A 21,311-nucleotide genomic window follows, 5' to 3' on the forward strand; every position below is an offset into this window, starting at 1 on the left:
ATAGTTTTCCGGGCACATGTTGGCAATGGATGCCGACGGTCGTAGCGCCAGCCAGGCCGGCCAGCGCTGCGCAATCTTTGCAAGGAAGCCTGTCAATGCCAGTCAGACCCAAGCCGCCCAAGCCGGGCGCAGTCGATATCGCCACCCCTGGGCGCACATCCCGGGATTCCGCCACGCACGGTATCGAATCACCGCACCTGACCCCCGGTCCGTTCATTCGCAAGACCCCGCCCGATACCAGCGAACCCGGCAATAGCACGCAGCAAATGGAAACTGCAGTTGCCCCGCACAGCGTGCACGTCGACCCGACGCCGTCTACATCTGGTCCCGTCCCGAAGCTTAAAACCTCGGCTCTGGAGCGTTACCTGATTGCCTCGACAGCCCCTCTACCGCAAGCGGACATTGACGGGTTTCGCGTATTCAAAGGACGCCAATACGCGGACCTGCAGGGTGGTGGTACGGTGCTGATCGGCGTCGATGCCGAGACCGGTCTGCATCGGGCCAGATTGTCCAGCGAGCTGCAGCCGTCCGGCCCTGTGCTTGCCTACGATCCGTTGAACAAGCACTGGTACGCGCTTGAAGAGTCCAGCGCGTCGCCGGACGCTGCCGCTGTCCCGGGCAAAAGCCGCAGGGTGGCGCGCCAGAGCGATGAAGACTACGAGTCTGCCGTTGAAGAGCTGTCCGACGATGTCGGTGCGGCGCAGGAACATTTTTATCTGGCGTCCGAGTCGATGCCCGTCAAACCCTTCACCGCTGACGAATTGCGTGCGATGCGCAGCGAAACGCGGTTTTCGTTCCTTGCCAATCGGCCCGGGGTCTACGACCGTGCCAATAACGGCAAATACCCATTCCGGGACATGGCCGGCCGGCCTGTCAGGATAAAGAAGCTCCAGACCCTGGCGCGTTTCGAAGACGGCAGCCGTTATACCTCCGAGCAGATCAAGCCTTACATCAAGTTTGGCGCCTACGAGCATGTCGCGCGGTTGTATGAAGAAAAGCTGCAATGGCGATTGTTCACCGAGGCCGACATGACGGTGCCCGGAGAGCGGGCCCTGGTCGGCCAGTCAATGGTGGTCGCCAACCGGCGCATCACCCGAGGCGAGGTGGTCGGTGTCTATGCTGGCGCGATCATGCCGGGACGCCTTGTGCCGCTGCCCCAGCAGTCATACACCATGAAGGTCGGCGTCCGTTATCAGCCGGGACCTGGATATTTGATCCCCTACGAATTCGCGCTGGTCGGTGACACGATTATTTCCCGGATCAACACGCGCTTTTGGTATGACGCAACGGGCAAGCCGGTTCGTCAGGCTACGGAGGGTTACAACGTCGAGTTCGTACCGTTCGATGTCGAAGCGCAACAGTGGATAGGCAAGGAACTGGTCACCCGCGACTTCATTCTCAACGCCATCTTCGCTACTGAAGACATTCCGGCGGGAACCGAGTTACGCATCGATTACAACTACAGCGATGCGGACATCGCGAAACTGTTCCCGTGATTGCCTGAGCGATCGCGACTGAATACGGACCTGCGCGTCCGTATTCAGCGCACGCCTTCATCAGAACAGAAAATAGCGCTGCGCCATCGGCAGCGTTTCCGCCGGTTCGCACCACAGCAACACGCCATCGGCTTTGACCTGATAGGTCTGTGGATCGACATCGATGTTCGGCAGATAGTCGTTGTGGATCAGGTCGGTTTTCTGCACGTCGCGGCAGCCCTTCACCACAGCGATCTGCTTCTTCAATCCCAAGGCTTCTGGCAATCCGGCCTCCTGCGCCGCCTGGCTGATAAAGGTCAGGCTGGTGGCGTGCAGCGAGCCGCCGTAGCTGGCAAACATCGGGCGGTAATGCACCGGTTGCGGTGTTGGAATCGAAGCGTTGGCGTCGCCCATCAGGCTGGCGGCAATCGCGCCGCCCTTGAGAATCAGCGTCGGCTTGACACCAAAGAACGCCGGGCGCCAGAGCACCAGATCGGCCCACTTGCCGACTTCGATCGAGCCGACTTCATGGCTGATGCCATGGGTGATCGCCGGGTTGATGGTGTACTTGGCGATGTAGCGTTTGGCGCGGAAGTTATCGTTGCCTGCGCCGTCCTGTGGCAGCGGGCCGCGCTGTTTTTTCATCTTGTCGGCGGTCTGCCAGGTGCGCGTGATGACTTCGCCGACGCGGCCCATGGCCTGACTGTCGGAGCTGATCATCGAGAACGCGCCGAGGTCGTGGAGGATGTCTTCGGCGGCTATGGTTTCGCGGCGGATGCGGCTTTCGGCGAAGGCGACGTCTTCGGCAATGCTCGGGTCGAGGTGGTGGCAGACCATCAGCATGTCGAGGTGTTCGTCGATGGTGTTGCGGGTGAACGGCCGGGTCGGGTTGGTCGAACTCGGCAGCACGTTGGGGAAACCGCAGGCCTTGATGATGTCCGGCGCGTGGCCGCCACCGGCACCTTCGGTGTGATAGGTGTGGATGGTGCGGCCCTTGAACGCGCCGAGGGTGGTTTCGACGAAACCGGATTCGTTGAGGGTGTCGGTGTGGATCGCCACCTGCACATCGTACTGGTCGGCGACGTTGAGGCAGTTGTCGATGCTCGCCGGAGTGGTGCCCCAGTCCTCGTGCAGTTTGAGGCCGATGGCACCGGCCTTGACCTGTTCGATCAACGGCTCCGGCAGGCTGGCGTTGCCCTTGCCGGTCAGACCGATGTTCATCGGGAAAGCATCGGCGGCCTGGAGCATGCGCGCCAGATGCCACGGGCCGGAGGTGCAGGTGGTGGCGTTGGTGCCGGTGGCCGGCCCGGTGCCGCCGCCGATCATGGTGGTGACGCCGCTCATCAGCGCTTCTTCGATCTGCTGCGGGCAGATGAAGTGGATATGCGTGTCGATGCCGCCAGCGGTGAGGATCATGCCTTCACCGGCAATCACTTCGGTGCCGGCGCCGATGGCGATGGTCACATTGGGCTGCACGTCAGGGTTGCCGGCCTTGCCGATCGCGGCGATGCGCCCGTCCTTGAGGCCGACGTCGGCCTTGACGATGCCCCAGTGGTCGATGATCAGTGCGTTGGTGATCAGCGTGTCGACCACTTCGGCGGCGAGCAATTGGCTCTGGCCCTGGCCGTCGCGGATGACTTTGCCGCCACCGAATTTCACTTCCTCGCCGTAGGTGGTGAAGTCCTTCTCGACTTCGATCCACAGCTCGGTATCGGCCAGGCGCACCTTGTCGCCGACGGTGGGGCCGAACATGTCGGCGTAGGCTTGTCTGGAGATTTTCATGGGCATGCCTTGAGATTCAATTGGGTCTGAAATCGCTCGCATTACTCGCTTTCGCGAGCAGGCTCGCTCCCACATTTGATCGCGTTCTCATGTGGGAGCGAGCCTGCTCGCGAAGGGGCCAGAGCGGGCACCGTGTTGTTTAGAGATCACCCATGATGCGGCCGGCAAAGCCGAACACCCGGCGATGCCCGGCGTAATCGACCAGCTCGACTTCACGGCTTTGCCCTGGCTCGAAGCGCACCGCCGTGCCCGCCGGAATATTCAGGCGCATACCGCGACTGGCGGCGCGATCGAAGGTCAGCGCGTCGTTGGTTTCAAAAAAGTGGAAATGCGAGCCGACCTGAATCGGCCGGTCGCCGCTGTTGGCGACTTTCAGGCTGACGGTGCGACGGCCGACGTTGAGTTCGATGTCGCCGGGCTGGATCTGGTATTGGCCAGGAATCATCGCTGGGCTCCTTGCAGGACTTTGTAATAGAGAGCGGTCGGGCGATAGGTGCCGTTGGGATCGCAGGCGTAATCAGGGATTTCGCCGGCGCGCACGTAGCCCAGCGCCTTGTAGAAATCTTCCGCCGGCGAGCCGGCCTCGGTGTCGAGATAGAGCATGCCGCGCTTGTGCTTGGGCGCTTCGAGTTCCAGCGCCTGCATCAGTTGCTGACCGAGACCGCGCCGACGCGCGTGTTCGCGCACCAGCAGTTTCTGCACTTCGGCGCGGTTCAGACCATTGGCCTTCTGGCACAGGCCCAGTTGCACGCTGGCCAGCACCTGCTCGTCCTTCACCACCACCCAGAGCAGCGTGCTGCCCTTGTTGATGTTGTCCTGCACCTCATCGAAATACGCGCGCGCCTGCGCGGCATCGAGGTCGGCCATAAAACCGACGCTGGCGCCGTAACCGACGGCGTCGAGCAGCAGATCGATCAGGCCCTGGCGATAGTGGGCAAAGCTCTCAGCGTTGACGCGGCGCAACTGGGCGGCGTTCATCGACATCACTCCTTGTGGGCACCCGGCGGCTGTGCGCCGGGATTGAGGGTCAACTGCATGAAGGTCAGATCGAGCCAGCGGCCGAACTTGGTGCCCACTTGCGGCATCTGCCCGGTGACGCTGAAACCGGCGCGCTCGTGCAGGCCGATCGACGCGGCGTTGCCACTCTCGATGGCAGCGACCATGACGTGTTTACCGCAGGCGCGGGCGCGTTCGATCAACGCGGTCATCAGTTGCGGGCCGAGGCCGTTGCCGCGTTGATCGCTGCGCACGTACACCGAGTGCTCGACGGTGTGGCGGAAACCGTCGAACGGCCGCCAGTCGCCGAACGAGGCGTAACCCAGCACCGCGTTGTGGCTGTCGACGATCACCAGAATCGGATACGCCTGCAACTGACGCGCGTCGAACCATGCCTGGCGATTGCCGAGGTCGACCGCTTGTTCGTTCCAGATCGCCGTGGTGTTGAGCACGGCGTCGTTGTAGATGTCGCGGATCGCCGGCAGGTCGGCCCGGCTCGCATCGCGAATGCTGTAAGTCATGGCGCGGCCTCAGACGATCGGCTGGTGAACGGTGACCAGTTTGGTGCCGTCGGGGAACGTCGCCTCGACCTGGATCTCCGGGATCATTTCCGGGATGCCTTCCATCACTTGTTCGCGGCTGAGCAGGGTGGTGCCGTAATGCATCAGCTCGGCCACGGTCTGGCCGTCGCGGGCACCCTCCAGCAGCGCGGCGGAGATGTAGGCCATGGCTTCCGGGTAGTTGAGTTTCACGCCACGGGCCAGCCGCCGCTCGGCGACGAGGCCGGCGGTGAAGATCAGCAGCTTGTCTTTTTCGCGTGGGGTCAGGTCCATGGTTCGGGTTCCATCAGGGCAGATTGAAAAATTATCTGATTGCGCACATCCCCTGTGGGAGCGAGCCTGCTCGCGAATACGGTTTCATATTCAGCGTATGGGGTGGCTGACATGACGCTTTCGCGAGCAGGCTCGCTCCCACAGTTGGAATGCATTTCAGGTGTTCCAGATTCGGGGGGGCATAGCTTCGCGGCCCAGCATCACAGGTCTTAGCAGTCGCCATAAATCAATCAACCAGGCGCGCGCGAGCAACGCCTCGCTGGCCAGGCACCGCGCCACCAGCAACCCCGGCAACTGGGTCAAATCCCCACGTACCTCATGCCCCAGCGAGCGGCAACGCTCCAGCAACTCGGCATCTATCTCACCGGTCACCAGCATCGTCGCAAACACCGGTTGCCCGTCCAGGCCGATCGGCGAATCGAGTAAACCGTCCGCACCGACAATGCGCTGCCGTTCGTGCCAGAGCAACCGACCGTCGCGGCGGATGTCCAGGTGCGCCTGAAAATGCCCGAGGTCAAAACGCTCGCCGCTGGCCGGGCGGCCCAGCGCCACCACGTCCCAGTAGAACAGCCGCGCATCGCCTTCAAGCTCGATCGTTGTGGTCAACTCGGCTTGCGCGGCGCTGTAGACGATGGTTTCCTGCGGCAGCCATTCCAGAGTCGCGCCGGCAGCGACTTGCAAGTCGAGCTGTTGATACGCCGGCCCACCCGCGCGATACCACTTGGCGGCGCCGGGGCTGGTGATTTGCGCCCAGGCGTTGTGTTCGACGCGGGCGCTGATATCGAGCCGATCACCACCGGCAATTCCGCCCGGCGGATGGACGATGATGTGCTGGCAGACTTGCGGGCCTTCGGCGTACAGATGCTTTTGCACGCGCAGCGGGCCGAGGTGACGGCGCATGACCGGACGCGTGCAATCGCCGAAACGCGCGTACGCCAGTTCCAGCTCGGCGTGCCAGCTCGGGGTAAACAGGGCAGGTGCAACAATCGAATTCATGGTTTGTGATTATCGTTAGGAAGCTACAGATTAGACCGGCGCGTTAGATCGTGACCAGCCCGCGTACACCCTCGGCCTCCATATTTTCACCGCGACCCTGCTGAACGATCTCGCCCCGCGACATCACCAGGTATTGATCGGCCAGTTCTGCAGCAAAGTCGTAGAACTGCTCGACCAGCAGAATCGCCATGTCACCGCGCGCCGCGAGCTGCTTGATCACCGCGCCGATTTCCTTGATCACCGACGGTTGAATGCCTTCGGTGGGCTCATCAAGAATCAGCAGGCGCGGGCGGCTGGCCAATGCCCGGCCGATCGCCAGTTGCTGTTGCTGACCACCGGACAGATCGCCGCCACGGCGCTGCTTCATTTGTAGCAGCACCGGGAACAATTCGTAGATGAAACCTGGAACTTCCTTGGCTTCTGAGCCTGGAAAGCGCGACAGGCCCATCAGCAGATTTTCTTCTACCGTCAGGCGCCCGAAGATCTCACGGCCCTGCGGCACGTAGGCGATACCGGCATGCACACGCTGATGCGGTTTGAACGTGGTGATCGGTTTGCCTTCCCAGTTCACCGCGCCTTCCTTGGCCGGCAGCAGGCCCATCAGACATTTGAGCAGAGTGGTCTTGCCCACGCCGTTACGCCCGAGCAGGCACGTGACTTCGCCGACTTTCACCTCGAAGCTGAGGCCGCGCAGGATGTGGCTACCGCCGTAGTACTGATGCAGCTTGTCGACTTGCAGCATGTTCGAATTCTCCCCCGGTGATCGTTCCCACGCTCTGCGTGGGAACGCATCCCGTGACGCTCCGCGTCACATAACGGCGGACGCAGAGCGTCCATGGCGGCATTCCCACGCAGAGCGTGGGAACGATCTAGGTCTTCAGCGGCCGAGGTAGACCTCGATCACCCGCTCGTTGTCCTGCACTTGCTCAAGCGAGCCCTCGGCCAGCACGCTGCCCTGGTGCAGCACGGTGACGTGGTCGGCAATCGAGCCGACAAAGCCCATGTCGTGCTCGACCACCATCAACGAATGCTTGCCCGCCAGCGATTTGAACAGCTCGGCAGTGAACTCGGTTTCGGCGTCGGTCATGCCCGCCACCGGTTCGTCGAGCAGGAGCAGTTGTGGGTCCTGCATCAGCAGCATGCCGATCTCGAGGAACTGCTTCTGGCCGTGGGACAGTAGGCCGGCCTGGCGATTGACCGAGGTGGTCAGGCGAATCGTCTCGAGCACTTCGCTGATGCGGTCCTTCTGTTCGCCGCTCAGGCGTGCACGCAAACTGGCCCACACCGACTTGTCGGTCTTCTGCGCCAGCTCAAGGTTTTCGAACACGCTCAAGGCTTCGAACACCGTTGGCTTCTGAAACTTGCGGCCGATGCCGGACTGGGCAATCTGCACTTCGCTCATCTGCGTCAGGTCCAGGGTTTCGCCGAACCAGGCCTTGCCGTGGCTGGGCCGGGTCTTGCCGGTGATCACGTCCATCAGCGTGGTCTTGCCCGCGCCGTTGGGGCCGATGATGCAGCGCAGTTCGCCGACGCCGATGTACAGGTTGAGATTGTTCAGCGCACGGAAGCCGTCGAAGCTGACGCTGATGTCTTCCAAAGTCAGGATCGTGCCGTGACGCGTATCGAGGCCCGGGCCGACGCGCTGGCCGAGGCCGATCGAGTCGCGGCTGGTGCCTTCGTCCTTGTTCGGTTCCACGGGGAAAAACGCCGGCTCCAGCATGAATTCAGCACTCGCTGTGACTCTCATTGTTCACCTCGTTTCTTCAGCAGACCGATCACGCCCTTGGGCAGGTACAACGTCACGACGATGAACAGCGCGCCGAGGAAGAACAGCCAGTATTCCGGGAAGGCCACGGTGAACCAGCTCTTCATGCCGTTGACCACGCCGGCACCGAGCAGCGGCCCGATCAGCGTGCCGCGCCCGCCAAGGGCGACCCACACCGCCGCTTCGATCGAGTTGGTCGGCGACATTTCGCTGGGGTTGATGATGCCGACCTGCGGCACATAAAGCGCTCCGGCCAGACCGCACAGCACCGCACTCAGCACCCAGACGAACAGCTTGAAACCGCGCGGGTCGTAGCCGCAAAACATCAAACGGTTTTCCGCATCGCGCAACGCCGTCAGCACCCGACCGAACTTGCTTTGCGCCAGGCGCCAGCCGATGAACAGGCTCGCCACCAGCAGCAACACCGTGGCCAGAAACAGCACCGCGCGGGTGCCCGGTTCGGTGATGCCGAAGCCGAGGATCGTGCGGAAATTGGTGAAGCCGTTGTTGCCACCGAAACCGGTCTCGTTGCGGAAAAACAGGAGCATGCCGGCGAAGGTCAGGGCCTGAGTCATGATCGAGAAATACACGCCCTTGATCCGCGAACGGAAGGCGAAGAAGCCGAACACCAGCGCCAGCAATCCCGGCGCCAGCACCACCAGACACATGGCCCAGAGGAAGCTGCTGGTGCCGGTCCAGTACCACGGCAATTCGCTCCACGACAGGAAAGTCATGAACGCTGGCAAGCCATCGCCGGCCGCCTGGCGCATCAGGTACATGCCCATCGCGTACCCGCCGAGGGCGAAGAACAGGCCGTGGCCCAGCGACAGCAGGCCGGCATAGCCCCAAACCAGATCCAGCGCCAGGGCGACGATGGCGTAGCAGAGGATTTTGCCGACCAGGGTCAGCGTGTAGGCCGAGACGTGCAGGGCATTGTCTGGCGACAACAACGAGAGCAGCGGCAGAACGATCAGCAGCGCGAGGATCACCCCGCCGACCGCGAGCGTGACTTTTGGCCCGGCCTTTTGTGTGGCCGTGACTAACAGAGGCTGGTTCATCAGTCGATCACCCGTCCTTTCAGTGCGAAGAGGCCTTGCGGACGTTTCTGAATGAACAGAATGATCAGCGCGAGGATCAGGATCTTGCCGAGCACCGCACCGATCTGCGGTTCGAGAATCTTGTTGGCGATGCCTAAGCCAAATGCGGCGAGCACGCTACCGGCCAGTTGGCCGACGCCGCCGAGCACCACCACCAGGAACGAGTCGATGATGTAGCTCTGGCCAAGGTCGGGACCGACGTTGCCGATCTGGCTCAGCGCCACGCCGCCCAAGCCGGCGATGCCCGAACCGAGGCCGAAGGCGAGCATGTCGACGCGCCCGGTCGGCACGCCGCAGCAGGCGGCCATGTTGCGGTTCTGAGTGACGGCGCGGACGTTGAGGCCGAGGCGGGTCTTGTTCAGCAGCAGCCAGGTCAGCACCACCACGAACAATGCGAAAGCGATGATGACGATGCGGTTGTACGGCAGCACCAGATTGGGCAGCACTTGGATGCCGCCGGACAGCCACGCCGGGTTGGCCACTTCAACGTTCTGCGCGCCGAACACCAGACGAACAAGCTGAATCAGCATCAGGCTGATGCCCCAGGTCGCGAGCAGGGTTTCCAGCGGCCGCCCATAGAGATGGCGGATGACCGTACGCTCCAGCGCCATGCCGATGGCGGCAGTGACGAAAAACGCCACTGGCAGCGCAATCAGCGGATAGAACTCGATGGCCTGCGGCGCGTAGCGCTGGAACATCAACTGCACGACGTAGGTCGAGTAGGCACCGAGCATCAGCATCTCGCCGTGGGCCATGTTGATCACCCCGAGCAGGCCGAAGGTGATCGCCAGACCGAGGGCGGCGAGCAGCAGAATCGAGCCCAGCGACATGCCGCTGAACGCCTGGCCGAGCACTTCGCCGATCAGCAGTTTGCGTTTGACCTGAGCGAGGCTGGTTTCGGCGGCGGTGCGCACCCCGGCATCGCTTTCCACGCCCGGTTCGAGCAGACCTTCAAGGCGCGTGCGTGCCAGCGGGTCGCCGGTTTCACCGAGCAACCGCACCGCTGCAAGGCGCACCGCCGGGTCGCTGTCGACCAGTTGCAGATTGGCCAGCGCCAGGCTCAGGGCGGCATGCACGCTTTGATCTTTTTCCCCAGCGAGTTGCCGGTCGAGAAATTTCAGCTGCGCGGGTTTCGCGCTTTTCTGCAATTGCTGCGCGGCGCTCAGACGGATCTTGCTGTCAGCGGCGAGCAATTGATGGCTGGCCATTGCGGTGTCGATCAGACCCCGCAGGCGATTGTTCAGGCGCAGGGTTTTCACTTGGCCGTCGATCGTCAGCTCGCCTTGTTGCAAGGCGTTGAGCAATTCAATACGCGCCGGATCGGGCTGCGCGGCCCAGGCTTCCAGCAGTTTGGCCTGTTGCATCGGGTTGGCCGCGACAAAGTCTTCGGCGTCGCCGGCGTGGGCCAGGAGTGGCAAAAGCAGTGCAATGGCACAGATAAATCGGTAAAGGGCAGTGGGCATAGTCAGTCGCCTTGACGCGGACATTGTGGGAGCGAGCCTTTGTGGCGAGGGGATTTATCCCCGTTCGGCTGCGAAGCAGTCGTGATATCGGTCGACGCGATCGATCTGATACACCGCGACTGATGGCTTTGGGGCTGCTTCGCAACCCATCGGGGATAAATCCCCTCACCACAAAGGCTCGCTCCCACAGGGAATTGCATCAGCCTCACGCCAGGCGCGAGACTGACATCCGGTGACTCAGTTGCTCTTCACCGCATAATCCGGCTTCTTGTCGTTGCCCTGAATGTACGGGCTCCACGGTTGCGCGCGGATCGGGCCTTCGGTCTGCCACACGACGTTGAACTGCCCGTCGCTCTGGATTTCGCCGATCATCACTGGCTTGTGCAGGTGGTGATTGGTCTTGTCCATGGTCAGGGTGTAGCCCGATGGCGCAGCAAACGTCTGCCCGGCCAGCGCTTCACGCACCTTGTCGACGTCAGTTGATTTGGCTTTCTCGACCGCCTGCGCCCACATGTGGATACCGACGTAGGTGGCTTCCATCGGGTCGTTGGTCACGGCTTTATCGGCGCCCGGCAGGTTGTGTTTCTTCGCGTAGGCTTTCCAGTCCGCGACGAATTTCTTGTTCGCAGGGTTCTCCACCGACTCGAAGTAGTTCCACGCCGCGAGGTTGCCCACCAGCGGTTTGGTGTCGATGCCGCGCAGTTCTTCTTCGCCGACCGAGAACGCCACCACCGGTACATCGGTAGCCTTCAGGCCCTGGTTGGCCAGCTCTTTGTAGAACGGCACGTTGGAGTCGCCGTTGACGGTGGAGATGACGGCAGTCTTGCCACCGGCGGAGAATTTTTTGATGTTGGCAACGATGGTCTGGTAATCGCTGTGCCCGAACGGCGTGTAGACCTCTTCGATGTCCTTGTCGGCCACGCCTTTGGAGTGCAGGAACGCGCGCAGGATCTTGTTGGTGGTGCGCGGGTAGACGTAGTCGGTGCCGAGCAGGAAGTAGCGCTTGGCGCTGCCGCCTTCTTCGCTCATCAGGTATTCAACGGCGGGGATCGCTTGCTGGTTCGGCGCGGCGCCGGTGTAGAAGACGTTCGGCGACATCTCTTCGCCCTCGTACTGCACCGGGTAGAACAGCAGACCGTTGAGCTCTTCGAACACCGGCAATACCGATTTACGCGATACCGAGGTCCAGCAGCCGAACACCACCGCGACCTTGTCCTGGGTCAGCAGCTGCCGGCCTTTTTCGGCGAACAGCGGCCAGTTCGATGCAGGGTCAACGACGACAGGTTCAAGCATCTTGCCGTTCACGCCGCCCTTGGCGTTGATTTCGTCGATGGTCATCAGCGCCATGTCCTTGAGCGACGTTTCGGAGATCGCCATGGTCCCGGACAACGAATGCAGAATCCCGACCTTGATGGTCTCGGCGGCCTGGACAGTCCAGGTCATGCCCATCGCGGCAATGGATGCCGTGAGTGTGAAAGCCTTGATCAAACTGCGACGCTTCATTGTGCGATCTCCATGAACATTCGATTTTTTCTGGTTGGCAGATGCGGACGACTGAAGGTGTGTTTTGCAAAGGCTGTGCCCGGTCGCGTTCAGGCAAGAAAATGTCGTGCCAGAGCGCTTGCGCGCTGAATGCGTGCACCAGGAGGGGACGGCAGGTGGGCGATGGTGCGTGGAGTTGCGCCAGATTGGGGCGCCCGCTGGCGCTCAGATGCGGATACAAAAGCGATAACCCTGTACCACAGCTCGAGAAAACCGAAGGGCCACACTCAGTTGCTCATCCGATTCTCAGCGCAGGTTTTTATGAGTCATGTCTCAGGCCGATCCGGTCGTACCGCCAGTTCTTCAGCAACGTTCAAGCTGCCCCCACTGAGCCCGGCTTTTCTGACTGAAGAAGACGCCGCCTATTGGGTGCACACACGAATTCCACTCAACCCGGACAAAGAGTACGGCAGCGTGGTCCTGCTGCGACCGGACGGGAAATTCCTCGCCACCTCTCCCATCGCAGGTGAAGCCACCCACTTCGACTTCGGCACGATTGTGCAGACCGATGCCCTTGGCGGCATGCTCCATCCCTTGGGCTACCGATGTATCGCCAGCGTACACAGCCATCCGCCGATACATGACCAGTTCCGCAATGGCAATCGGCGTCAGGATGAAACCCTGCTCAGGCTGTTCATGAGCTTCTATTCAGGCGGCGACTTCATTGGCGATGTGTCGGCGCGGGATTTTTTCCGCAGCGCTTACCTTTCAGGCCCGGATGGCAGCTTGCTCAAATACGTCTCGAGCGGCTCGCCCGAGGAACGCGACTACTTCCTCTGGCAGCAGTCCGGCGGGCCGTCGGGCCATCCGGCTGGGGCCTATGACGTGATGGCGGTGATCAACAGGCTGGCGACCGTGGGTGAGCTCAAAGTCATTGTTTCGAATGCCGACTGGGGCTACTCGGTGGGGCGCGTACCCGCGGACTGGAAGGTCGGCGCGTCGTTCTCCGCGGGTGCGGTCACCGAACTGCCGCTGATGACCCGTGTATGCGTCAATGCCGAACGCGCCGTGCTTGCCGCCTTGAAATCAAGAGGCGCGCAGACGACAGGCCTGATCTTGAAAAAACTGACCGGCGAGGAGTATGTCGCCACCCATGCGCGCCCGGCCGGACTGGCGGCATGGGATCCTGAGCGACTATTTCCGGTTGATGCCCAGGGGCAATTGCAGCTGCCCAGGGGTTATTTGCTGGAGGGCTTTTACTTCGCCTCGCGGCCCGACCCTGCACAGTTTCCGCCCGCTCAGCCGTGGCTCTACGAGAACTTCTTCACGCCCCGAGAGATCGCCGTCGCTATCGAAGCGAATGCCCGCAGCAAACATCTGGCGAAAGCGGGACATGCGTTGTCGCTGTACATGCGGGCGCAGGATCATGCGATGTTGAAGTACCGCTTCAGCGGCGATTCGATCGAAGCGGCACTGAGCGTTACGCAGTCGGACGGCACGGTCGGTGACAATGGAGTGCAGGCAAGGCTGTTGGCCGGCACACTGGATACCCGCGCATTTGTCTCGATGCTGGTACTGGCTGGCACCCTGGAGGTCGTGCGCGGCAGTGCGCTGTGGGCGCATCTGGGGCCGGTGGATCTGCAATGGCAACCCTTCGCGAACTTCCCCTGGCCGCGATTGAGCGGCGCTTTTCTGTGCGCCGATGATGCCGCTCGTCATGCCCATGAACTCGCCGGCCTGCGCCGTGACAAACCGTACGCCGGGTATGTTTTTCAGCGCAGCGACAAGCGTTTCGTGGTGACCGAACCGTTGCCGGGAGATATCGACACGCTCAGTCAGGGCAGGCTTTATCCGATGGACAATCATGGGCGTCCGGTCTTTCCCGACGACCATGCGCTGCACGCCCGTTACGTCTCACACACGGCGCTGTCACAACTTTTGCCGGTGGATGCAGAGCTTTTTGGCTGGGCGTATCAGGAAGCGGCTGTGAGCTTGCAGATGTTGAGTGTGGCGGAGGTCAGGCAAGTCCTGCTCGACGAGATTGCCTTGTATGTCAGCGCGGCGCCGGACAGTCTCGTCAGGTATGAGGTCAACGGATCTGCGGGCTCCGCGGAATTGGCCCGGCGCCTGGGCACGCGCCAGCATCCTGGCACCCTGGCGCTGGAGTTGGACAGCGGCCGTAAACGCCCGCAGGACTTCATTCGTGAACAGGCAGCGGCCGGACGTTTAACGGTTCTGATCGATAATGAATTGTGGGGCTATCGCGGGCGGGTGCCGCCCGCCTGGTCGCTGCGCACCACGCCCGCGCCTTTGCCCGTGCCGCAGTTGCCGGTGGTGCAACTGCCGCCGCTTCTGTATCCCCAGCCGGACAGAGACAAGCCGATCCTGCCCAAACCCACGCCACTCCCGCAGCCGCAAGTCCCGTTGCCGCCGCTGACGTTGCCGTTGCCCTGGAAACGCTTGGAAGGCGTGGCATTCGGCGCGATTTTTCCCTCGGCGGATGAGGCTGCACGGGATCGATGCATGGGGGACTTTCGTCCACAGGGCGAAGCGCGCGCTTACTTCGGCTTTATTCTCAGGCACAAGAACCGGCCAGAGTATGTGGCTACCGAGCTGGTGCCCGTCAGTGATCAAGGCAAAAATCTGTTCAGGCTCGATGCGGTATTCGCCGACCTGCCCTCTGAGCCCTGGCATGCGTTGCCCGAGGGCTTTGAACTGCACGGCAATTTCTACGCATCGCACCGAGCCGGTGATCCGACGAAAAGCCCGGATGACTGGCTGGCGCATTACTTCATTTCGCCGGACCACCTGACAGCCTCGATGTATTACGGCGGCCGGCGCCCGGTCATGGTGCCGGACGTTCCCGCAGCGCTTTATCTCGCCGTGCGCGATGGTGCTTTGCTCAAATATGTGTGGAGCAAGTCCAGCAAACTGTTTCATGACGCCTCGTCAGAGCGCACGCTTGAACAGATCAAAAGCGATCTGGCCGCTGGAGTCCGCCGACCGACCGACTTTATCCATGAGGTCGCCAGCAGCGGCGAGCTGTCCGTCATGCGCACCGGTCTGTGCTGGGACCGAGCGGGGCTGGTGCCAGCCACTTGGCAACCGTACGCAAATCTCGAACGGCGCCGGCTCGGTCCGGTTTTTCTGACGGCTGACGACGCGGCCGTCCACGCCAGGACACTCGTGCCTCTGGTGACCGACAGGGTGCATGGCGGGCTGATTCTGGAGACGGTCGACAAGCGCTACGTTGCCACAGTGCCCGTTGAAGTCAGCCATGAGGATTTCGATTTCACCGATATCTGCCCTGAGGAAAGTCGCGCAGCCGGATTGTTTCCTGCGGGTTGTCGCATCGCAGCGCGATACCGATCGCGCGTTGCCCAAGAGGTATCGTTGGTCTTGGCGCCTGTGCAAAGGCAGGTGTACCAGAACGTGTTTTCGGTCGAGGTGCTGGAGTCGGCGTTCGACAAACGCGGCATCAAAGAGGAATACCGGGTGGCGGCGGACGGTTCGCTGGTTCGCTATACACCCGCCCCACGGGATGAGTACCTGTTCTGTCCGGATGGCGCGGTGATTGGCTATCGGCCGCAAGCCGAACTGCTTTCGCAACTGCTTGATCAGGGCGAGCGGCTGTCCGTCGTCGATGCAAAAGCGATAAGACAGCGCCTGCGCGATCGGCAATTGAAACCCGTCGAATGGGTGAACGATCTGGCCAGGGCCGGACGTCTGTGGGTGGTCGCCGCAAGCGCAATCTGGGGGCAACCGCGCCAGATAGTCCAGTGGGCACCTTATTCCGGGGATCTGTTGCCGGCCGCAGATTGTGACAAGGCGTTGAGCAGCCCGGTCTGCAGCCCGCTGTTCATCCAGGCAGACGCTGCCGCGCGTTACGCTCATCAACTCTCCTTGAGCAGGGGGACGCAGACCTTCGGTTACCTCTTGAACGGCCCCGAGGGCCTGTTCGTGTCCACTCTGCCAGTTGCGGTGCAGCGTTCGGGGTTGGCGCTGGATCGGGTTTTCGAGCAGGACAAGCTGCCGTCAGGTTTCAGTCTGAACGCCATTTACTTGCGAGCAGCGCTGCCACCGCTGGGCGCGCGGCCGGACGACGTACGGCACTTTTTTCTGCTGCCCAACGATGTCCAGGCAGCCTGCGCCTGGGCCAACACGCCCCAGGGTTACCGGCCGATCTACTTCTCCTGCGCCGATGGCGCGTTGTTGAAATTGCAACTGCATGCATTCGAGCCCGGCACTTTCTACGATCAGTTCGGGCAGGTGCAACTGCGCCCCAATGCCTTTGTGTCGAAGGTGGAAGCGGCGGTCGATGAGCGGGGCATTGCCAGCGGTACGTTCAGATTTGTCGACTATGTCCAACGGATGGCTCATGCCGGCCGACTTGAGGTAATTGAAACCAGTGAATACTGGTCGCGGCATGGTCAGGTGGATGAACACTGGCAGCCACGGCTGACCGAGGTGTCCAGTGAGCAACGCTGGCGCGAGCATCCGGCGCCAGCGCTGGGACCTGTCTTTCATCATCCCGATGATGCCGCCTGCCATGTTCATGGGCGGGTAGCCGGCCAGGCGGTAATAGGCACCGGTTATGAGAGTGCGATTCTGGCGAACCCGTCCAGCCTTCGATTCGTTCCGCTTGAGCCGATCGTGTATCTGGCCAACGAGGACAATCCGCTGTTGCGCATACTGCGTACCGCTGCAGATCCTGCTGTCAGTTGGCGCGATCCGGCGCCGCGTTATCCCGAGGGTTACTCGGTGATGGCCACCCATCAATTGCATGTCTCGGGCAACACCACGCTGGCGGCGGACGTGGATCAGGTCTATGCCAATTACGCTGCGCCTTCGCTGGTGCATGCGCACACCCATGCACCCACGGAAAAAGGCCTGCATATCCTGCACTACTACTATTCAACGCCGCACGATGTGCTGCTCAAGTACACACCTGTGTATTCAAGGGCGGAAAGAGATCTGTTGCTGACCCGCTCAGCCACTTTCGAGGGCGGACGCTGGATCAGCCTGCTGAGCCCTGGAGAGTTTCTTTCGCGGCTTATGGCGCTGGGTGAGTTTCGGGTGCTGATCGGCGGTTATTACTGGCGCCAGACCGGCCGCATGAACACTACCTGGCGAAGCCGTCGTCAGCAGTCCACGACACCCGGAACCGTGCGCTTGCGCGACGAGTTGTAAATGAAATGAATGAACAGGCGCGGGCCGCCGAAACGGCCCGCGCCCGTCACATCAACGCTGCACCTGCGCGGCGCGCTGGCCAAGTCGGGGCACGAGAAACCGGTCGAGCAACCAGACCACCACCAGCGACGCCCCCACCAGTGGAAACACCACCGCCAGCACCAGCATGATCGCCACGCCGGTTTTCCACTTCGGCAGGTCATGGCGCAGCGGCGGCACACCGAATTTGCCTTCAGGCCGACGCTTCCACCAGATCACCACGCCGCTGACGGCGCTGAGCAGAATCATCAGGCAGATCAGCAGCACGACAATCTGGTTGAAGGTGCCGAACATCTTGCCTTCGTGCAGCATCACGCCAATTTCCGTGGCGCGCGCGACGGTGCCGTAGTGCTCGAAGCGGACATCGGCGAGGACTTTGCCGGTGTACTGATCGACGTGCAGGGTGGCGTCGTTGCGCGGGTCATCGGCGAACACGGCAATGGTGAACACGCCGGTGGCGGTGGTCGGCAGGGTGATGCTGTAGCCCGGTTCAACCTTGCGTTCACTGGCGATGTTCTGCACGTCCTGCAGGCTGATCGCGGGTGCTGCGGGGCCGGCATGGGCATTGCCGTGATTCATGTGTTCGGCGTGGTCGCCGGACATCGGCATCGGCGTATTTTCCATCGCCCATGGCACGGTCTGGCGGGTGGCGCTGTTGAGGCTGCGTGCCTCGATGTCGGAGGTCGGTACGTTGTCCCACATCGCTGCCGGAAACACATTCCACACTTGCGCGTATTGCTTGCCCCAGAAACCGGTCCAGGTCATGCCACTGAGCAACATCACCAGCAACAATGTCGCGCCCCAGAACCCGGTGACCGCATGCAGGTCGCGCCACAACACTCGACCGCGACTGCTCAGGCGCGGCCATAGAATCCCCGCCGCCTGACCGCGCGGCCACCACAGAAACAGCCCCGAGACCACCAGCACCACGCCCCACCCGGCGGCCATTTCGATCAGGCGATCGCCGACCGTGCCGATCATCAATTCGCCGTGGATCGCACGGGCGATGGCTTGCAGGTTTTGCTTGGCATCCTGCTCGCCGAGAATGTCACCGTGATACGGATCGACGAATACGTTGAGTTCGTGACCGGCGTTTTTCACCACGAATTGCGCGCTGCGTTCGGCATTCACCGGCGGCAGGTACTGGGTGACCTGGCCTTGTGGGTAAGCGCTTTTCACCCGTTGCAGCAAGTCATCGGCCGGCACCGTGTGGTGCCCGGCCGGTACTTCGAGCAGGCTGCTGTACATCATCGAATCGAGCTGCGGTTTGAACAGATAAATGATCCCGGTCAGGGCCAGCATCACCATGAACGGCGCGACGAACAGCCCGGCATAGAAATGCCAGCGCCAGGCCAGGTTGTAGAAATTGGGTTGAGGCTTTTGCATCACGTGTGCTCCGCTTGGCTTGGTTCTTTTCGTTGTCTGTTTACCTGTGGGAGCGAGCCTGCTCGCGAAGCGGTTGTTCAGTCGATATCAATGCCGACCGTGGCGCCGTCTTCGCGAGCAGGCTCGCTCCCACATGGGTGGGTGTCAGAAACTCATATCCACTTCGGTCCAGAGCGTGCGCCCCGGTTCATTGAGCGCTTGCGGGTCGTTGGCCGGATAGCCGAACCCGGCATTGCCGGCCAGATTCAGGTGTTCGGCGTAGGCTTTGCCGAACAGGTTGTCGACGCCGCTGCTGACCTTCCAGTGCTGGTTGATGCGGTACGCGCCGTTGAGCGAGAACACGCCGAAGCCCGAGCTCTGGGCGTAGTCCTTGCCGACCACGTTGCCCTTGTTCGCGTCGATGCGGTGCTGCGCGGCGACCACTCGCCACAATGCGCCGGCGCTCCACTTGGCCTCGCTGTAGGTCAGGCCGAAGCGCGCATCCAGCGGCGGCATCTGCGGTAATGCCGAGCCGTCACTGCTGTTCTTGCCCCAGGCGTAGGCCAGGGTCGCATCGGCTTTCCAGTTGTCGGTCAGGTTGTAGGCAGCTCCGAGTTCGCCACCCATGATCCGCGCGTCGATGTTCTCCGCGCGTGAAGTGCTCATGCCCATCATTCCCGGCGTGTAGTCGAACAGGATGTAATCGCGTACCACACCGATGTAACCCGAGGCCCAGGCTTCGAGGTCGGCGCTCTTGTAGTTCACGCCGAAGTCGAACTGCGTGGTCTTTTCCGGTTTGATCGAGTCGAACGCATTGACCGATCCTGCCGGGCCGGACTTGGGCGAAAACAACTCCCAGTAATCCGGGAAGCGTTGCGCGTGGCCGAGGCCTGCATAGAGCGTGGTCGGGCTGTCGGCGAGGTCATGCTCGTAACGGATGAAGCCGCTGGGCAGGGTGTCGGCGCGGGTGTCGTCGGCGGTCGGGTTGGGGCGGGACATCATCCCCGACCCGGTGGTCTGCCGGTAATCCTTGGCCGAGGCGCGATCCACCCGTGCGCCAGTGATCAAGCGATCACGCTCGGCGGCGTACCAGGTCATTTCGCTGAACACGCCGTAATTGTGGAAATCGGCGTCCTTGCTGTACGGCAGGTCCTTGTAGGTATCGATGCCCATTGAGCTGCGCTGACGGTGCTCGTTGGTCTGTGCGTCGAGGCCGGTGATCAGCTGAACATCAACCCAGCGCCAGGTTGCTTTGATCCGTGCACCGAGGGTACGACGGTCGACGTTTGACGCCATCGGTCCCGCCATCATGCCGGTGCCGGACGGCGTGCGCAGGGTGTAGTTATCCATCACATGGTCGGCGTAGTTGTAGTAGACCTGTGCCTCGAGTTTTTCCAGCACCTCGCTGATGTTGGATTTCTCGAATCGCAGGCCGAGGCTTTCACGCAGGAATTGCGAACCGTCCATCCCGCGCCCGGCATACCGTGCCTCGCCATCGCCCTTGCCGGCGGTGAGTTCGATCAGAGTGTCGGCATCCGGCGTCCAGCCCAGTGCGACATCGCCGTTCCACTTGTCGTAGCGCGAGGCGACGAGGTCGTTGTTGCCATCGCGGTAATCATCCGAATGCGCGGTGTTGCCGATGACTCGCACGTAGCCCAGAGGGCCGCCGGCAGCGGCGTCGACAACCTTGTCGAAACGCCCATGCGAGCCGGCCAGGATGCTGGCGTTGACGCGCGTGCCGAGTTCGCCGAAGTTCTCCGGTTCTCGGTCGAACAGCACCGTACCGGCCGATGCGCCCGGCCCCCACAGGACAGTCTGCGGACCTTTGATCACCGTGAGCTTGTCGTAGGTTTCCGGCGATATGTACGAAGTCGGCGCGTCCATCCGGCCAGGGCAAGCGCCGAGCATCATGCTGCCGTTGGTGAGGATGTTCAGCCGCGAACCGAACATGCCGCGCAGCACCGGATCGCCATTGGTGCCGCCATTGCGCACCAGAGCGAAGCCGGGAATGGTCTTCAGGTAATCGCCGCCGTCACTGGCCGGCACCGGTTGGCGCGGATCCTTGGGGTTGGTGACGATCGTCAGTGGCGAGCTTGTGGCGACGGCAGTGATCACCGTCGGGCTCAGTTCATTTTCGTGGCCAGCGTGATCGTCGGCCAGCGCCAGCGGAGTCAGCAGTACGCCGCAAAGGACGGCAATAGCGTGCCTGCAACGAATCGGCCATTCGTTCAGGGCAAAGTGCGCGCGGGCAGATTCCGCGCAGGGGACAGCAGTAAACCTGGACATGACAATTTCCATCGAACAGTCGTAAACACCACGGTCGGCAGCGTGGAGCTGTCTTCTCAACCGTGTGCAATCAGAGGTGTGTGTTTACGCGGCGATGGGCGGGGCGCGGGTGCGGGCGCCGGGGAAGAAGGGTTGGCGGGCATGGCCCAGACGCGGCGAGGGTGGGGTGAAGGTGTTGGGTGGCGGGATGTTGAAAGCGACGAAATCGCCGCCGCCGGTCAGTGCCGGGCAATTGAACAGCAGGCTGCAATAGCCGCATTTTTCCCACAGCACGTGATGCGAAGATTGCGGCGGGCAATGCTCGGCAGCAGGCTGGGCGTCATGGCCGCTGTGATCCATGCCGGGCATGTCCATCGACATGTCCATGCTCATTGGCATCGACGTCGAGGCGTTTTGATCCATCGGCATCGACTGAGAAATCAGTGGACCGATGAAGATCATCAACATGGCGAACAGGGCGATCCAGCTGCCACGCGTCAGCGCTTGAGTCTGACGGTGATGCGGGACGGGCCTGGCGCGCAACGGACGCATGGGCGAAGTCA

The 21,311-nt window shown here is 62.0% G+C and carries 16 protein-coding genes; 2 read left to right on the plus strand and 14 right to left on the minus strand.

Annotation, left to right across the window (positions count from 1 at the left end; genetic code table 11):
• Window positions 1-95: 95 nt before the first annotated feature.
• On the plus strand, window positions 96-1,496 hold the full coding sequence (locus tag KVG87_RS14160) for an SET domain-containing protein (RefSeq protein WP_225930881.1): 1,401 nt from the start codon (window positions 96-98) through the stop codon (window positions 1,494-1,496).
• Window positions 1,497-1,556: 60 nt separating this feature from the next.
• Here the strand turns inward: KVG87_RS14160 and ureC are convergent, their stop codons facing one another.
• The 11 genes from ureC to urtA all read right to left on the minus strand — a co-directional run bounded on the left by ureC (window position 1,557) and on the right by urtA (window position 11,910).
• A complete protein-coding gene (gene ureC, locus KVG87_RS14165; protein WP_056787624.1) occupies window positions 1,557-3,257 on the minus strand; it encodes an urease subunit alpha in 1,701 nt (566 codons plus the stop codon).
• A 139-nt stretch (window positions 3,258-3,396) separates the two neighbouring features.
• Window positions 3,397-3,702, minus strand: a complete 306-nt coding sequence (locus KVG87_RS14170; protein ID WP_024011400.1) for an urease subunit beta — start codon at window positions 3,700-3,702, stop codon at window positions 3,397-3,399.
• Complete coding sequence (locus KVG87_RS14175; RefSeq protein ID WP_073471741.1) at window positions 3,699-4,235, minus strand: GNAT family N-acetyltransferase; 537 nt, start codon at window positions 4,233-4,235, stop codon at window positions 3,699-3,701. Before KVG87_RS14175 ends, KVG87_RS14170 begins: the two co-directional genes overlap by 4 nt.
• A gap of 5 nt (window positions 4,236-4,240) precedes the next feature.
• The gene (locus KVG87_RS14180; protein ID WP_217851216.1) at window positions 4,241-4,774 is read right to left on the minus strand and encodes a GNAT family N-acetyltransferase; all 534 of its coding nucleotides are present in this window, start codon (window positions 4,772-4,774) and stop codon (window positions 4,241-4,243) included.
• A gap of 9 nt (window positions 4,775-4,783) precedes the next feature.
• A complete protein-coding gene (gene ureA / locus KVG87_RS14185; protein WP_003221215.1) occupies window positions 4,784-5,086 on the minus strand; it encodes an urease subunit gamma in 303 nt (100 codons plus the stop codon).
• Window positions 5,087-5,242: 156 nt separating this feature from the next.
• Window positions 5,243-6,082 carry an urease accessory protein UreD gene (locus KVG87_RS14190; RefSeq protein ID WP_217851218.1) on the minus strand — a complete coding sequence of 280 codons (840 nt, stop codon included), beginning with the start codon at window positions 6,080-6,082 and terminating at the stop codon, window positions 5,243-5,245.
• A gap of 43 nt (window positions 6,083-6,125) precedes the next feature.
• Window positions 6,126-6,824 (minus strand): urea ABC transporter ATP-binding subunit UrtE, encoded by a 699-nt coding sequence (gene urtE, locus KVG87_RS14195; protein ID WP_150741644.1) that lies wholly within the window; start codon window positions 6,822-6,824, stop codon window positions 6,126-6,128.
• Window positions 6,825-6,959: 135 nt separating this feature from the next.
• A complete protein-coding gene (urtD, locus tag KVG87_RS14200; RefSeq protein WP_370695112.1) occupies window positions 6,960-7,829 on the minus strand; it encodes an urea ABC transporter ATP-binding protein UrtD in 870 nt (289 codons plus the stop codon).
• Window positions 7,826-8,905 (minus strand): urea ABC transporter permease subunit UrtC, encoded by a 1,080-nt coding sequence (gene urtC / locus KVG87_RS14205; protein WP_056787639.1) that lies wholly within the window; start codon window positions 8,903-8,905, stop codon window positions 7,826-7,828. Before urtC ends, urtD begins: the two co-directional genes overlap by 4 nt.
• Window positions 8,905-10,407, minus strand: coding sequence for an urea ABC transporter permease subunit UrtB (gene urtB, locus KVG87_RS14210; protein ID WP_217851220.1), 1,503 nt, complete (start codon window positions 10,405-10,407; stop codon window positions 8,905-8,907). The genes urtC and urtB overlap by 1 nt, the downstream gene beginning before the upstream one ends.
• Before the next feature lie 237 nt (window positions 10,408-10,644).
• The gene (gene urtA / locus KVG87_RS14215) at window positions 10,645-11,910 is read right to left on the minus strand and encodes an urea ABC transporter substrate-binding protein (RefSeq protein WP_016771886.1); all 1,266 of its coding nucleotides are present in this window, start codon (window positions 11,908-11,910) and stop codon (window positions 10,645-10,647) included.
• A 300-nt stretch (window positions 11,911-12,210) separates the two neighbouring features.
• On the opposite strand from urtA, the gene KVG87_RS14220 reads away from it, so the two are divergent.
• Window positions 12,211-17,079: a DUF4329 domain-containing protein gene (locus tag KVG87_RS14220; RefSeq protein WP_217851222.1), complete on the plus strand. Its 4,869-nt coding sequence runs from the start codon at window positions 12,211-12,213 to the stop codon at window positions 17,077-17,079.
• Window positions 17,080-17,130: 51 nt separating this feature from the next.
• Here KVG87_RS14220 and KVG87_RS14225 read toward each other — a convergent pair whose 3' ends face one another.
• From KVG87_RS14225 to KVG87_RS14235, 3 genes are all read right to left on the minus strand, one after another.
• Window positions 17,131-18,504 (minus strand): PepSY-associated TM helix domain-containing protein, encoded by a 1,374-nt coding sequence (locus KVG87_RS14225; RefSeq protein WP_217851224.1) that lies wholly within the window; start codon window positions 18,502-18,504, stop codon window positions 17,131-17,133.
• A 144-nt stretch (window positions 18,505-18,648) separates the two neighbouring features.
• Window positions 18,649-20,769, minus strand: coding sequence for a TonB-dependent copper receptor (locus KVG87_RS14230; protein ID WP_217851226.1), 2,121 nt, complete (start codon window positions 20,767-20,769; stop codon window positions 18,649-18,651).
• Between the two features lie 84 nt (window positions 20,770-20,853).
• Entirely contained in the window at window positions 20,854-21,300 is a 447-nt protein-coding gene (locus KVG87_RS14235; protein ID WP_217851228.1) for a DUF2946 domain-containing protein, read from the minus strand.
• Window positions 21,301-21,311: the final 11 nt, after the last annotated feature.

It is taken from the genome of Pseudomonas siliginis (assembly GCF_019145195.1).
GTDB lineage: Bacteria > Pseudomonadota > Gammaproteobacteria > Pseudomonadales > Pseudomonadaceae > Aquipseudomonas > Aquipseudomonas siliginis.